Genomic DNA, 13,716 nt, shown 5'->3' with positions numbered 1-13,716 from the left:
ACGTCACCGTATCAGGAGAACAGCATGCAACGCGAATACGACTACATCATCATCGGCGCCGGCTCGGCAGGTAACGTACTGGCCGCGCGCCTGACCGAAGACCCAGGCGTGACCGTGCTCTTGCTGGAAGCGGGCGGGCCGGATTACCGGCTGGATTTCCGCACCCAGATGCCGGCCGCGCTGGCCTACCCGCTGCAAGGGCGCCGCTACAACTGGGCCTACGAAACCGAGCCGGAGCCCTACATGGATAATCGCCGCATGGAGTGCGGGCGCGGCAAGGGCCTGGGTGGCTCGTCGCTGATCAATGGCATGTGCTACATCCGCGGGAACGCGCTCGATTTCGACCACTGGGCCAAGCGGCCGGGCCTGGAGGACTGGAGCTACCGCGACGTCCTGCCGTACTTCCGCAAGGCCGAGACGCGCGACATCGGCGCCAACGACTACCACGGCGGCGACGGCCCGGTGAGCGTGGCCACGCCGAAGAACGACAACAACGTGCTGTTCCATGCCATGGTCGAAGCCGGAGTGCAGGCCGGCTACCCGCGCACCGACGATCTCAATGGCTACCAGCAGGAAGGCTTCGGGCCGATGGACCGCACGGTCACGCCGCGCGGGCGCCGCGCCAGCACCGCGCGCGGCTACCTGGACATGGCCAGGCCGCGCGATGGCCTGCATATCGTCACCCATGCCACCACCGACCGCATCCTGTTCTCCGGCAAGCGCGCCATTGGTGTGCATTATCTGGTCGGCAACAGTAGCGAAGGCATCGACGCGCACGCACGTCGCGAAGTGCTGGTGTGCGCCGGTGCGATCGCCTCGCCGCAACTGTTGCAACGCTCCGGTGTTGGCGCGCCGGATCTGCTGCGTGCGCTGGATGTGCAACTGGTGCACGACCTGCCCGGCGTTGGCCAGAACCTGCAGGATCATCTCGAGGTCTATATCCAGTACGCCTGCACCAAACCGGTGTCGCTGTATCCGGCCCTGCAGTGGTGGAACCAGCCGGCCATCGGCGCGCAGTGGCTGTTTGCCGGCACCGGCATCGGCGCCAGCAATCAGTTCGAAGCCGGCGGTTTCATCCGCACGCGCGAGGAGTTCGACTGGCCCAACATCCAGTACCACTTCCTGCCGGTGGCGATCAATTACAACGGCAGCAATGCGGTGAAGGAGCATGGCTTTCAGGCGCATGTGGGCTCGATGCGCACGCCCAGCCGCGGCCGCGTGCACGCCAAGTCGCGCGACCCGCGCCAGCATCCGTCGATCCTGTTCAACTACCAGTCCACCGACCAGGACTGGCAGGAATTCCGCGACGCGATCCGCATCACCCGCGAAATCATCGCCCAGCCCGCACTCGACCAATACCGCGGGCGCGAGATCAGCCCCAGCGCCGACTGCAAGACCGACGCCGAGCTGGACGCGTTCGTACGCTCGCGCGCGGAAACCGCCTACCACCCCTCGTGTTCCTGTGCGATGGGCACCGACGACATGGCGGTGGTGGACGGGCAAGGCCGCGTGCACGGCATGGAAGGCCTGCGTGTCATCGATGCCTCGATCATGCCGCGCATCATCACCGGCAACCTCAATGCCACCACCATCATGATCGCCGAGAAGATCGCCGACCGCATGCGTGGGCGCACACCGCTGCCGCGCAGCAGCGCCGATTACTACATCGCCGGCGATGCGCCGGTGCGCCGGTAACGCGGCAGGCCTGCGGATGCGCGACGCACTGACCCGTCGCGCATCCGTCGCAGCCCATCGCAGGGCGCTGTGCCGTATGAGAAAGATGCGCCTTGCCGTTACGCGCCAACCAAACTGCTCCGCCGCTCGATAGCCCAGTCGCGCGGCGCCAGCGCCCATACGCGTGGGATATGCTTTGAGCATGAACTCAGACATCCACCCGGAAGCCGCCATCGCGCCCGGTTATCTGGCCAACCATGCCGCGCGCGTGTTCAATCGCAGTGTCGACGCCCGCCTGCGCGAACACGGGCTGACGCTTGCGCTGATTGCGCCGTTGCTGCTGCTGTCGTGGAAAGGCCCGATGCTGCAGCGGGACCTGGTGCGCCACTCCGCAGTGAAACAGCCTGCGATGGCCGCGCTGCTGGACAAGCTCGAAGCGATGGCGCTGATTGCGCGCGAGGCGATGTCCAACGACAAACGCGCCGCCACTGTGCGGCTGACCGACGCTGGCAAGGACGCCGCCGCCGCCGGGCGCAGTGCGCTGCTCCACTTCAATGCAGTCGGCGTCTCGGGATTTTCCAGCGAAGAAGCCAGGCTGCTGACGGTTCTGCTTGGCCGACTGATCGCCAACCTGGAATCCGCCGCAGGCGAATAGCATCACGCGTGATATTTATGTATCATGCGTGATATAAATCGCTAGAGGAGCGGCATCATGTCCCCGCGGATTCTCATCAGTGGCGCAAGCGTTGCCGGGACCACTGCAGCATGGTGGCTCGACGCCTATGGGGTCGACGTCGAGGTCGTCGAACGCGCGCCGGCGTTTCGCGATGGCGGCCAGAACGTCGACGTGCGCGGCAATGCCCGCGAGGTGCTGCGCCGCATGGGATTGGAAGCACGCGCATTCGAACGCAGCACCAGGGAGCTCGGCACCGATTGGGTGGGCGAAGACAATCGCGTCATTGCGCGCTTCAAGGCAGACGACTCCGACACCGACAGTGGGCCCACCGCCGACCTGGAAATCCGTCGCGGCGACCTCGCGCGCATCCTGTACGACGCCACCCGCGAACGCGTGCCCTATCGCTTCGGCGACAGCATCTGCGAGGTTGCCCAGGACCAGGACGGCGTCGACGTCACCTTTCACAGCGGCCGGTCCGCACGCTACGACGCTGTCGTGATCGCCGAAGGCGTGGGTGCATACACACGTGAGCTGGTGTTCCCCGGCGAGAACGTGCCGTACTGGATGGACATGACCATCGCGTACTTCAGCATCCCCAAACTCCCGCACGACAGTGCCTATGCCCGGCAATACAACACGGTGGGTGGGCGTGGCGCGACGTTGAAGCCAGCGCTGGACGGCAAGTTGGGCGCTTATCTGGGCCTGCAGAAGCGGCCCGAGGGCGAGAACGCATGGAGCCTGGAGCGGCAACGGCGCTATATGCAAGCGCAATTTGCCAACGACGGCTGGGAATTCCCACGCATTCTCGAGGCGATGAAGGATGTCGAGGATTTTTACTTCGAGGTGCTGCGGCAGGTGCGCATGCCTCGATGGTCCGCCGGCCGAGTGGTGTTGACCGGCGACGCCGCATGGTGCCCCACATCGCTGTCGGGCATCGGCACGACCCTGGCCATGGTTGGCAGCTACGTACTGGCAGGCGAACTTGCGCAGGCCAGCACACCGGCGCAGGCGTTTACGCACTACGAACGGATCATGCGTCCGTTCGTCAAAGAGGGGCAGAACGTGCCCAAGATCGTCCCTCGGCTGCTCTGGCCGCACTCCGCTGTCGGGCTGAGGCTGCTGCGCGGCGCGATGCGCCTGGCAGGTACGCCGCTTGTCCGGCGCGTCATCAACAACGGCTTTGCGCGCGATTCCAACACCATCGCCTTGCCGGACTATCGGCCGGTGGTACCGCGCTGACACCGTCGTTGTCGCCGATCGACGACAACGACTGGACGACAATGCGCCCGCGCTACAGCGCACCAGTGCGATACGCAGGCAACCGGCGGCGGCGCATCCCTTGCCACGGCCATGCCCGATGCGACAACCACACCTGCGCAGCACCGCGGTTACCCAGTCAGCCTGCGTGGTTCTCACTGAAGAACCACGCAGCGTCCGGATGCCCTAGAACTTCAGGTCCGCACGCACATACCAGAAGCGCCCACCGGGAATGTCGTAGGTGGAGGCGTCATAGCCATTGAGCGAGCACGACAGGCAGATCGGCGGGTCCTTGTCGAACACGTTGTTCAACCCCGCGGTGAGCTGCAGGCCTTTGAGCCAATCGAAGCGGTAGCCCACCTGTGCATCGTGGTAGGTGATCGCATCCAGTCGGTTGGTGCCCTCGCTCGGATTGGAGCACACCGCAAACTCCACCGCATCGCCGCACTGCTCGGTGAGCTCGGAGATGTGGCGTGCCGTCCACGATGCGGTCCAGTTGCCCAGCGACCAATCCAGCACCGCATTGCTGGTCCACTCGGGAATGGCACTGTCGACCACTTCGATGCCCGGCCCCTGCGGCTGCCGTTGCCCGGCCGCGCCCAGCGCCTCGTAACGGCCAACGAACGTGTTCTGCCACGACAATTTGAAGCGGCCTAGCGCGCTTTCCGGCAAGGTCCAGAACAGGTCCACGTCCCAGCCATCGGTCTTGATCGACCCCAGATTGGTCAGCCGATTGTTGAACGCATTGATGCCGCCGGTGGACGCACGCCCGATGCCATCGCAGTACAGCGCATCCAGCGTGTCCACGCACAGATCCAGCTGGGTCTGCGCATTGATCGCCTGGATCGCGCCATCCACATGGTGACGGTAGAAGGTCACTTCCATGTCGAGCCGATCCGACCAACTCGCATTACTGGCAAAGCCCGGGCTGAACACCAGGCCGGCACTGAAGCTGCGCGAACGTTCCGGATCCAGTTGCTCGTTGCCGCCGGTGGTGACCGAGATCTGCTGGTTGGCCTGCTGGTAGCCGGCCGGCACGCCCAGTGCCGCGCAATTGGTCGCACTGCCGCGCGGTGCGGTGCCGCCCAGGCCGATCGAACAGGGATCGGACAATTGCAGGTCGGCGCGCGCGGCCGAACCGAACAGCTCGCCGATGGTCGGTGCGCGGAAGCCCTCGGCGTAGCTGGTGCGCAACACCAGCTCGTCGGTGACCTGCCAGCGCAAGCCGTACTTGGGCGTGAACTCGCCGCCGAAGGTGGAGTAATCCGAATAGCGGCCAGCGATGTTCAGATCGAGTTTGTCGCCCAGCGAGGAGTTGGCGAAGATCGGAATATTGAGTTCGAGATAGGCCTCGTTGACGTCGTAGCTGCCGGAGGTCGGCAACGATGGCACACCGTTGTAGCGCCCGGCCACGGTGAGCGGATCGGGCTGATAGGAGCCTTCGTATTTGCGGTATTCGTAGCCGGTGGCGAACGATACGGCGCCGCCGGGCAGCTGGAACAGCTCGCTGCTGAGGTTGGCGGTGAACAGGCTCAGTTCGTTCTGGCTGCGGTCGCGCACCACCGGCTGGATCCAGCGCAGCATCTCCGGCGTGATGCTGCCGGCGCCGCTGAAGATATCCAATGGCACGCAGCCGGCCACCGCCGCGCAGGCGGCCGGATCGCCCAGCGCCAGATTGATGTTGTAGATGTTGTAGCTGCCGTAGTTGGTCTGTTCGGCCTTGTTCTTGCTGTACATGCCGTTGACGTCCCAGTACCAGGTACGCGCACCGCCCTCGAAGGTGCCCACCAGCCCGGTACCGACATACTGCGTGTCCACCTGCTGCTCGTAGCGGCGTGGCCCGCCCTCCACCGGACGCCGGCCGATCTGGATCAGGTTGGTGGCCGAGTCGAGATCGAAGCCGAACGGATTGAAAGGATTGAGCGCCGAAATCCGGATGTTGTCGGCCAGCGGATTGCCGGTCCATGACGCAGGACGTTTCGTTCAGGCCTTAGATCAGGCCTTAGATTATCTAAATGACATAGCAAGACTGAAATCCAAACCGCTCTTTCAAGATATGTGAATTGCGTCAAAAAATATTGCGTTATATTTGCATTAATGAGGGCTGCAGGGGTATCAATAAAAGGATTTTTTATGAAAGCCATAGCTATAGCTGCGATGCTAGTCACGTCTTGCTTCATTAGCAATGCAGAGGCTGCAGGTGTTGTAGTCTGCAACAACTGCTTTTCACCTAAGGATGCAGCCATCAACTCAGGCGTCGGATATACCATTGTAATGGATTATGACGGTCAGAAGCTCTATGCTTATGAAGTCGAATACGACAGAGAGTTGAGGCGATATAGAGCAGTAACTAACCAAGTCCCCGGTTCTATCGTGCAGGCCTTCCAGAGAGGCCTAAGCATTGCAGGACCGTCGTCAATAACTGCAAAAGATGTCAAAGTTAAACCTGAGGACGCAGGGGCAAAAAGCTCCGGCAGTTCCAGTTATACTCTACGTGCAGGCGACCCGAATTACCCAAATCCCATCAGGTTTCCTGATGCCTTTAGAAACTCGAACGCTTACGAGGTTGTAAACTCCGCTTCAGTCCGATCGCTTTTAGGGCAGGCCCTGGCTCGCGAACTAGCAGGAGCTACTACAGGAAGTGATACTTGGGACAGTCTGGCCTTTCAAGTACAGTCTATTTTATTGAGCATTGCAGACTCAACAATTGGCATCGGCTCTTACAGATTAGTCATTATTTGGTCCAATGGCACCAAAAGTGTTTACACCATTGACGCCGACACAGTCACCGAAGCGAAGTATGTAAATGGGGAAAGCAGAGATGATGTTGGCAATCCGATCCCCGATGCAAATATTGCCAACCCCGATACAGCAGGAGGGTATGCAGGCGAGTATAGATTTTCGAGCGGAGGCACATTTAGTAGTTGGCAAGGAAGCGCAGGAATTTATGGAGTGCCTGTATCAAACGGCTCCTCATCTACTACAGGCATGTCATGTGGTTGGGACGGAGCGAACTTAACCTGCAAGGCAAAATAAAGCGAACCTTTTCCACAAACCACTTTGTAAAAGGCCACTTATTCGATAAGAACAACCTCTGGGTCGAAAATTTCGATCCAGAGGTTTCCGTCGCCACGCGCACTATGCAGCCACCTAAAGCAGCCGCAACAGATAACCGGGAGCAGTAACCAAGAAATTTCAACACAAATTCTCGCAAGGCCAGTTTAATTGAACCCGCACCCCTCATATACAAATTTTTGATAGCAAACCGTCACATCGAAATGTAGCGTGATCGAGTCATAAAATGAATTAATTAAATTAGTTCTAATGTTTCAGCATCAATTGACACGAATTTAGATACCGCATCCCAGCATGTCACCGATTTGGGTATCATCGTTCGATGACTCATCCTCGCCTTCTTGCTTCAACTTTTATTAGCATACTTTGCCTTACAGGCACCGCCCTGCATGCGCAAAGCCTCGACCCGCAGCTGACGGCCATGCGCGATGCGATCGCCGCTGCCGAGCGTGGCCAATCCGACCCCGCGCAACTGGCCGCCTTGAGCCGTCACCCGCTGTACGGCTGGCTGGAATTTGCCACGCTCAAGCGCAGTATCGACAACGTGTCCAACGCGCAGGCACAGGGCTTTTTGCAACGCTATGCCGGCCAGCCGGTGGCCGAGAGCTTCCGCAACACCTGGCTGCCGGCGCTGGCGCGTCGGCAGGACTGGGCCACCCTGCTGGCCAACTGGAAGAGCACCGACAACCTCGGCCTGCGCTGCGCGCAGCTCACCGCACGCCAGGCCACCGGCAAGCTGGATGCGCAGTGGAGCCGCGATGCACTCAGCCTGTGGCGCAGCGGCAAGGCACTGCCCGATGCCTGCGATCCGGTGGTCGCCACGCTCGAATCGCGCGGCGAGCTGACGCCTGCGCTGCGCTGGGAGCGGGTGGAGGCGGCTGCCGATGCGCAGCAGCCTGCGGTGATGCGTACCGCGGCACGCGGCTTGCCGGCAGCCGATCTGGCACTGGCAACCGATTACGCTGCCTTTCTCGACAAGGTCCACCCGCGTGCGTCGGGGTGGCCCAAGACCGAACGCAGCCGTCGCATTGCCGTCGATGGCCTGGCCAAGCTTGCCAAGAGCGACCCGGACGCGGCCGAACAACAGTTGCCGCAGCTGGCCAGCACACTGGGCTTGAGCGATGCGCAGCGTGGACAGGTGCTGTATCAGATCGCGCTGTGGACGGTGGCCTCGTATCTGCCGGAGTCGGCGCGCCGGCTCAACGCGGTGCCTGATGCCTCATACGACGAACGCCTGCACGAATGGCGCGCACGTGAAGCGATGTCGCGCGGCGATTGGCCGGCGGCCCTGGTGGCGATCCGCAAGATGCCGGCAAGCCAGCGGGCCGATTCGCGCTGGCAGTATTTCGAGGCGCGCCTGACCGAAAAGACCGGCTCGGCGGCAGCGGCACAATCGCTGTATCGCGCCGCTGCGCAGTCGCCCACCTTCCACGGTTTCCTTGCCGCCGACCGTCTGCAGCAGCCGTACCGGATCTGTCCGTGGGAACCCAAGGACGGCCCGCAGGCCAAGGCCGCGGTGGCGCGCGATCCGGCATTGGGGCGCGCCATTGCGCTGTTCCAGATCGATCGCCCCGGCTGGGCCGTGGCCGAATGGAACGATGCCGCCAGTCGCTTCGACGATACCCAGCGCCGCCTTGCCGTGGAGGTCGCCAGCGACAATGGCTGGTTCGACCGCGCGGTGTTCGCGCTCGGCAAGCAACCGGACGAACAGCGCCTGTATGCACTGCGCTTCCCGCTGCATCACGACGACAGCATCCGCCGCGAAGCCGCCAGGAATGCGATCGACCCAGCCTGGGTGGCCGCGGAGATCCGCGCCGAAAGCATCTTCAACCCGCGCGCGCGTTCGCCCGCCAACGCCATGGGGCTGATGCAGGTGCTGCCCGGCACCGGCGCGGCCGTGGCCAAGGGCATTGCCCTGCCCGGCTACGCCGGCGCCGCCAGCCTGTATGAGCCAGACATCAATATCGCCATCGGCACGGCCTACCTGCGCCAGTTGCTCAACACCTACGGGCTGCCGTATCTCACCATCGCCGCCTACAATGCCGGCCCTGGCCCGACCGGCCGCTGGCAATCGCAGCGGCCGAACTTCGAACCGGATTTCTGGATCGAAACCATCAGCTACAAGGAAACCCGCGACTACGTCGCGCGCGTACTGGCCTTCAGCGTGATCTACGACTGGCGCCTCAACGGCGACATGTTGCCGCTGAGCGACCGGTTGATGGGCAAACTGGTGGACAAGCGCCAGAAGCCGGTGTGCACGCCGGGCCAGAGCACCGGCAGCGCGGCGCAGGACTGAGCAGAAAGCGGCCGATCGGCTCGGCCGCTTTGCAAGGGTGCGACTCCACGCACTGCGTCGCGAGCGGTGCAGGAAGTGTTCGGCATCGGTACGAACCGCCCGTCCCCTGATGATCAGACGAGCGTGCGTGCGCGAAACACAGCCGATCCGAAGCACGGACCCTTGCATGGCGACGGCGCGCCACAAGCACGCGACAGTGGCACCAAGAACGCACGACGCCCGCATCGCTGCGGGCGTCGTGTGATGTGTCGGTAGCGCCGCAGCCATTGCCACGCACCGCAGGGCGGCGATTACAGCTTGCCGGCGCCGGACTTGGCCTTGACGTCTGCAGCCACCTTGTTGGCCGGCAGCAGGTTGTAGGTGTACGGCGGCTTCCAACCGATGTTGCTGTTCCACGAGCAGCTCAGCGCCTTGCCGTTGAGCAGCGAACCCTGGTCGCGATACACGCTGCCCTTGTAGTTGGCGGCGATCTTGTCGCAACTGCTCACGCCGCTGATGTCGAAGGCGTTGTTCTCGGAGAAGATCTTCGACTCCTTGCCCACGCCATGCGCATGCGAGAACGGGTAGACCTTATGGCTGGTGCTGCCCACGTGGTAGTTGTTGTACAGGTGCACCTGGCCGAAGCGCACCCGCGGCGCGCGCGCGGAGATGTTTTCGAACAAGGTGTTGTGGATGGTGACCTTGAGCTTGCCGCTATCGGTGCCGGACGCGCTGTCGCTGGAGCCGATCAGGTCGTTCTTCTCGTGCGACTTGAACGCCGAATACGAGATGGTCACGTAGTTGGCGCCCTTCTTGACATCCATCGCGCCGTCATGGTGCTGCTTGGGGCGGCCGTTGGCGGTGCCGTTCTGGTCGTCGGTGCGGCGACCGTCGGTGAAGGTGACATGGTCCACCCACACATTGGTGGCGCCTTCCACGGTCAGGCCGTCGTACTCGGAATTCCAGTTGCCCTTGTCGCCGTCATCGGCATCCCACACCGGTTCCGGATCCCAGGGATTTTCGATGACGAGGTTGCGAATGATGACGTCGTTGGCCTTGACGTACATGTAGCCTTCGCGGATCTCGGCATTGCTGGTGATACCGATCAAGGTGGTCTTGGTCGGGATATCCAGGCGCGCACGCGACTTCATGTCCGACGTCTTGGTGTAGGCCTTGCCTTCGCTGATGTCGATGATGCCCTTGACCTTGATGATGCGGCCGTTGCTACCCGCTTTGGCCTTCAGCGCAGCCTTCAGTTGCGCTGCCGTGCTGACGGTGTAGATGTCTGCCGCTGCCGCCTTGGAACCGCCCTTCGTGCCGCCGTTCTGGGTGGCCCAGCCCGTGCTTGCCACTTCCAATGCGGGGTCGGCTGCGTATGCAGCGCCCGACAACAATGCGGCGCCCAGTACAACGCCCACAACGGTACGTCCCACAACTGTCGATGTCTTCGACATGGTCGATGAAGTCTCTTGTGATGAGTGATGCGTGACACGCCGCTGCGCGACGTGCTCCCCTTTGCGTCCGCCCAGGCCAACAGGCCAGTCCCCTAGCAGACCCGACCGATCCTAATCTTTCTGTACATAGTTGAAAAGTACATTTTCAACATGTTGCACCTGCGTTTTTGGAATGCCGGCGCGTCACGGGCAGCGCACGGTGTGGCGCGCTGCCCGTGGTAACGCTTCCAGTTACGCGCTGCTGCTTACAGCTTCCCGGCGCCGGCCTTGGCCTTGACGTCTGCAGCGACCTTGTCGGCCGAGAGCAGGTTGTAGCTATACGGCGGGGTCCAGCCGATGTTGCTGTTCCAGGAGCACGACAGGGCCTTGCCGTTGAGCAACGAGCCCTGATCGCGGTACACGCTGCCACCGTAGTCGGCGGCGATCTTGTCGCAGCTGCTCACGCCGCTGATATCGAACACGTTGCGCTCGGAGAAGATCTTCGATTCCTTGCCCACGCCATGTGCGTGCGAGAACGTGTACACCTTGTTGCTGGTGCTACCCACATGGTAGTTGTTGTACAGATGCACCTGGCCGAAGCGCACCCGCGGCGCGCGCGCGGAGATGTTTTCGAACAAGGTGTTGTGGATGGTGACCTTGAGCTTGCCGCTATCCAGGCTCGAGTGACTGTCGCTGGAGCCGATCAGGCCGTTCTTCTCGTGCGATTTGAACGCCGAGTAGGAAACGGTGACGAAATTGGCGCCTCGCTTGATGTCCAGCGCGCCGTCGTGGTGTTGCTTGGGGCGGCCGTTGGCGGTGCCGTTCTGGTCGTCGGTGCGGCGACCATCGGTGAAGGTGACATGGTCCACCCACACGTTGGTGGCGCCTTCCACGGTCAACCCGTCGTACTCCGCGTTCCAGTTGCCGGCACTACCGTCGTCCGGATCCCAGACCGGCTCCGGATCCCACGGATTTTCGATGGTGAGGTTGCGGATGATGACGTCGTTGGCCTTGACGTACAGGTAGCCTTCGCGGATCTCGGCGTTGCTGGTGATGCCGATCAAGGTGGTCTTGGTCGGGATATCCAGGCGCGCACGCGACTTCATGTCCGACGTCTTGGTGTAGGGCTTGCCTTCGCTGATATCGATGATGCCGCTGATCTTGATGATGCGTCCGTTGCTGCCCACGCTGGCCTTCAACGCATTCTTCAATTCGGCGGCATTCTTGACCGTGTAGATATTGGCTGCAGCAGCCTTCGATCCGCCTTTGGTGCCACCGTTCTGCGTCGCCCAACCGGTGGTCGCCACTTCCAGCGCAGGATCGGCGCTGGCAACGCCGGTAAGCAGCAACGATCCGACAAACAGCGACGCGGCGGCCGCCGTTGAGAATTTCGGCTTCATCTGGATGTCTCCCTCGAATGAATTCGATGCACCGCGCAGCGGTACACCCCTCGTCTATCGACTACGGAACGTACTTTTCATCTATGTAATGTTCAGTTCCGCGAGAGGGGATACTAAGAGCATCGCAATCGCTTGTATCTAGGCAAATTGCCGTTGTGCACGCACAGTCACGCAAACGGTTGCGAGACAGTTGCGAGAAGACAAAAGGCTGCGATCAAGACACGCGGAGACAGCGCCAAGGACACTGCAGCGCAGCATGACGGAGGTCGCACAGCAGCTGGACACGCATCGACCATGCGATGTTGAGGCGGTCACACGCGACTGATTTCGACGTGATATGTCCTACGAAATGCAGCATCCGAGTCGTACACGCACAGCACTAAGGATTGCAGTGATCGGCGCCCTGCAATGCGGCGCTCGCAGATGCATCACGACGACTGGCAAACGCAGCCACGCGCAGCGCAACCGCCGCATCGCCGAAAGAGCGTGGCAATACGCCCGCCACAGACGCGTCGATGCATGAGCTCAGGGACGTACGGTCTTGCTGCGGCATCGCGAGCAGGTACGGGGCAGCTACGGCGATCGACCCACGCCATCGTCGATGGCTAAGAGCGGCTAACAGAACGTAGCGAGCGATCGTCAGGTGGGTGCAGACGGCGCGGAGGAACCGCAGTGTGCGATTGGTACATGCCGCACCGAGCACCGACCGCGCGCCCGCCTGGAGGCCGCGCAGTCGTTTTGCCAGCTGCTCTTAGCGTTTGACGCTCTTGGCGTGCAAGCCAAGCGCTGGCCGAGCACACGCGCGCCAGGCGCAAGACGCTGCATCCGGCCGCAACGACGGTGGCGTGCGCCTTCGGCAGCGCTCCCTCTTGTGCAAGACGTGCGCGTACACGAGCGCGCATCGGCCTGGATGCGCAGCGGTGATGTGCAATCAACTCGTCAGTCGACGATGCAGCCCGGTCAGGCGCGCAGCGCAGCTCAGGAAAAGCCTTCGAAGAACAGTTCGATCGCCATCACCAGCGCATCCTCGCGGCCGGTGTGGGAGGGGTAGTAGCGCGGACGCCGCCCGATCTCGTTGAAGCCTTCGGAGTGATAGAGCGCAATCGCCGACGGATTGGATGGGCGCACTTCCAGGAACGCGCGTCGCGCGCCGCGATCGCAGGCGCCCTTGATCAACGCGCGCAACAGCACGCGCCCGTACCCTTGCGATTGCGCTTCCGGCGCGATGCAGACGTTGAGTACATGCGCCTCGTCGGCAGCAATGCTGATGACGCCATAACCAATCACCTGCCCTGCCCGTTCCATCACCCAGCCCGGATACCCTGCCTGCAGGCAATCGCGAAAGATGCTGCGCGTCCATGGGAATGGATAGGCGCGCAGTTCGATCTCCATCACCACATCCAGATCGCTCTCGCGCATGGCACGCAGCGTGGCGGGCAACGGCGCATTCATTGCGCTCACGCCGGGTCCCGACGACGCCGCAGCGCGCGCAACTGCGGCCACAGGGCGCGCTTGGCAGCGGGATTGCCTCGCAGTTCGGCCAGCGGCCAGGACGCCATCAAGGCCTGGGTGCTGGGATCGCCGGGGTTGCAGCCGGAGGCACGCAGCAAGGCCATCTGCAACCGGTCCGGCAACCCGACCCGGCTGCGCCGTTGCGGCGCGGACGCGGGCGCGGTGCCGGGCGCGCGCGGCGGCTCGGCCGGCGCAGCGGGTGCCGTCCGACGCGGTGCAGATGCAGCCGCCGCCTCGACCGGGACGCGCTGCTCGCGCAGCGGGGCCGACACCGGCGCAGTGTCGGGCACGTCGACCGGCGCGGGCAGCGGATCGGCCGTTGCACGGTCCAGATAGACGATGTGCCCCATCGCCTGCAGGCACGACACCTGCAGGTCCGACCACACCGGCTCGTTCGCCAACACGTTCATCGAC

9 protein-coding genes, 1 other RNA gene and 1 pseudogene are annotated in these 13,716 nt (G+C 62.7%); 5 read left to right on the top strand and 6 right to left on the bottom strand.

Going from position 1 to position 13,716, the window contains the following annotated elements:
• The first annotated feature begins 24 nt into the window (after nt 1–24).
• The 3 genes from betA (at nt 25) to ACCQ05_RS04090 (ending at nt 3,589) form a co-directional block, all read left to right on the top strand.
• On the top strand, nt 25–1,695 hold the full coding sequence (gene betA / locus ACCQ05_RS04100; RefSeq protein ID WP_372393000.1) for a choline dehydrogenase: 1,671 nt from the start codon (nt 25–27) through the stop codon (nt 1,693–1,695).
• A gap of 181 nt (nt 1,696–1,876) precedes the next feature.
• On the top strand, nt 1,877–2,329 hold the full coding sequence (locus ACCQ05_RS04095; protein WP_104543327.1) for a MarR family winged helix-turn-helix transcriptional regulator: 453 nt from the start codon (nt 1,877–1,879) through the stop codon (nt 2,327–2,329).
• Between the two features lie 57 nt (nt 2,330–2,386).
• Nucleotides 2,387–3,589 (top strand): FAD-dependent monooxygenase, encoded by a 1,203-nt coding sequence (locus tag ACCQ05_RS04090; protein WP_372392999.1) that lies wholly within the window; start codon nt 2,387–2,389, stop codon nt 3,587–3,589.
• 204 nt (nt 3,590–3,793) lie between these two features.
• Here the strand turns inward: ACCQ05_RS04090 and ACCQ05_RS04085 are convergent.
• Nucleotides 3,794–5,581: pseudogene (locus ACCQ05_RS04085) on the bottom strand (TonB-dependent receptor domain-containing protein); the annotation flags it as partial.
• A gap of 159 nt (nt 5,582–5,740) precedes the next feature.
• Between ACCQ05_RS04085 and ACCQ05_RS04080 the strand changes: the two are divergent.
• Both ACCQ05_RS04080 and ACCQ05_RS04075 read left to right on the top strand, forming a co-directional pair.
• On the top strand, nt 5,741–6,643 hold the full coding sequence (locus tag ACCQ05_RS04080; protein WP_372392998.1) for a hypothetical protein: 903 nt from the start codon (nt 5,741–5,743) through the stop codon (nt 6,641–6,643).
• A 361-nt stretch (nt 6,644–7,004) separates the two neighbouring features.
• The gene (locus ACCQ05_RS04075) at nt 7,005–8,978 is read left to right on the top strand and encodes a transglycosylase SLT domain-containing protein (protein ID WP_372392997.1); all 1,974 of its coding nucleotides are present in this window, start codon (nt 7,005–7,007) and stop codon (nt 8,976–8,978) included.
• Nucleotides 8,979–9,268: 290 nt separating this feature from the next.
• Here ACCQ05_RS04075 and ACCQ05_RS04070 read toward each other — a convergent pair whose 3' ends face one another.
• From ACCQ05_RS04070 to ACCQ05_RS04050, 5 genes are all read right to left on the bottom strand, one after another.
• Nucleotides 9,269–10,411, bottom strand: coding sequence for a pectate lyase family protein (locus tag ACCQ05_RS04070; RefSeq protein ID WP_372392996.1), 1,143 nt, complete (start codon nt 10,409–10,411; stop codon nt 9,269–9,271).
• Nucleotides 10,412–10,656: 245 nt separating this feature from the next.
• Entirely contained in the window at nt 10,657–11,790 is a 1,134-nt protein-coding gene (locus ACCQ05_RS04065; RefSeq protein ID WP_104540854.1) for a pectate lyase family protein, read from the bottom strand.
• 613 nt (nt 11,791–12,403) lie between these two features.
• Nucleotides 12,404–12,479: non-coding RNA, sX9 sRNA (locus tag ACCQ05_RS04060), on the bottom strand.
• 289 nt (nt 12,480–12,768) lie between these two features.
• Entirely contained in the window at nt 12,769–13,251 is a 483-nt protein-coding gene (rimI, locus tag ACCQ05_RS04055; protein ID WP_167394556.1) for a ribosomal protein S18-alanine N-acetyltransferase, read from the bottom strand.
• Nucleotides 13,248–13,712 (bottom strand): alanine acetyltransferase, encoded by a 465-nt coding sequence (locus ACCQ05_RS04050; RefSeq protein WP_372392995.1) that lies wholly within the window; start codon nt 13,710–13,712, stop codon nt 13,248–13,250. The genes rimI and ACCQ05_RS04050 overlap by 4 nt, the downstream gene beginning before the upstream one ends.
• Nucleotides 13,713–13,716: the final 4 nt, after the last annotated feature.

Origin of the sequence: Xanthomonas sp. NCPPB 3582, from assembly GCF_041475735.2 — a bacterium.
Lineage (GTDB): Bacteria > Pseudomonadota > Gammaproteobacteria > Xanthomonadales > Xanthomonadaceae > Xanthomonas > Xanthomonas codiaei.
Note: the sequence above shows the minus strand (reverse complement) of the source record. Positions and strands in the feature narration are given on the sequence as shown.

Excerpts from the sequence above, each read along its gene's own strand:
- betA (WP_372393000.1), top strand. The coding sequence starts at position 25 with ATGCAACGCGAATACGACTACATCATCATCGGCGCCGGCTCGGCAGGT.
- ACCQ05_RS04095 (WP_104543327.1), top strand. The coding sequence starts at position 1,877 with ATGAACTCAGACATCCACCCGGAAGCCGCCATCGCGCCCGGTTATCTG.
- ACCQ05_RS04090 (WP_372392999.1), top strand. The coding sequence starts at position 2,387 with ATGTCCCCGCGGATTCTCATCAGTGGCGCAAGCGTTGCCGGGACCACT.
- ACCQ05_RS04080 (WP_372392998.1), top strand. The coding sequence starts at position 5,741 with ATGAAAGCCATAGCTATAGCTGCGATGCTAGTCACGTCTTGCTTCATT.
- ACCQ05_RS04075 (WP_372392997.1), top strand. The coding sequence starts at position 7,005 with ATGACTCATCCTCGCCTTCTTGCTTCAACTTTTATTAGCATACTTTGC.
- ACCQ05_RS04070 (WP_372392996.1), bottom strand. The coding sequence starts at position 10,411 with ATGTCGAAGACATCGACAGTTGTGGGACGTACCGTTGTGGGCGTTGTA.
- ACCQ05_RS04065 (WP_104540854.1), bottom strand. The coding sequence starts at position 11,790 with ATGAAGCCGAAATTCTCAACGGCGGCCGCCGCGTCGCTGTTTGTCGGA.
- ACCQ05_RS04050 (WP_372392995.1), bottom strand. The coding sequence starts at position 13,712 with ATGAACGTGTTGGCGAACGAGCCGGTGTGGTCGGACCTGCAGGTGTCG.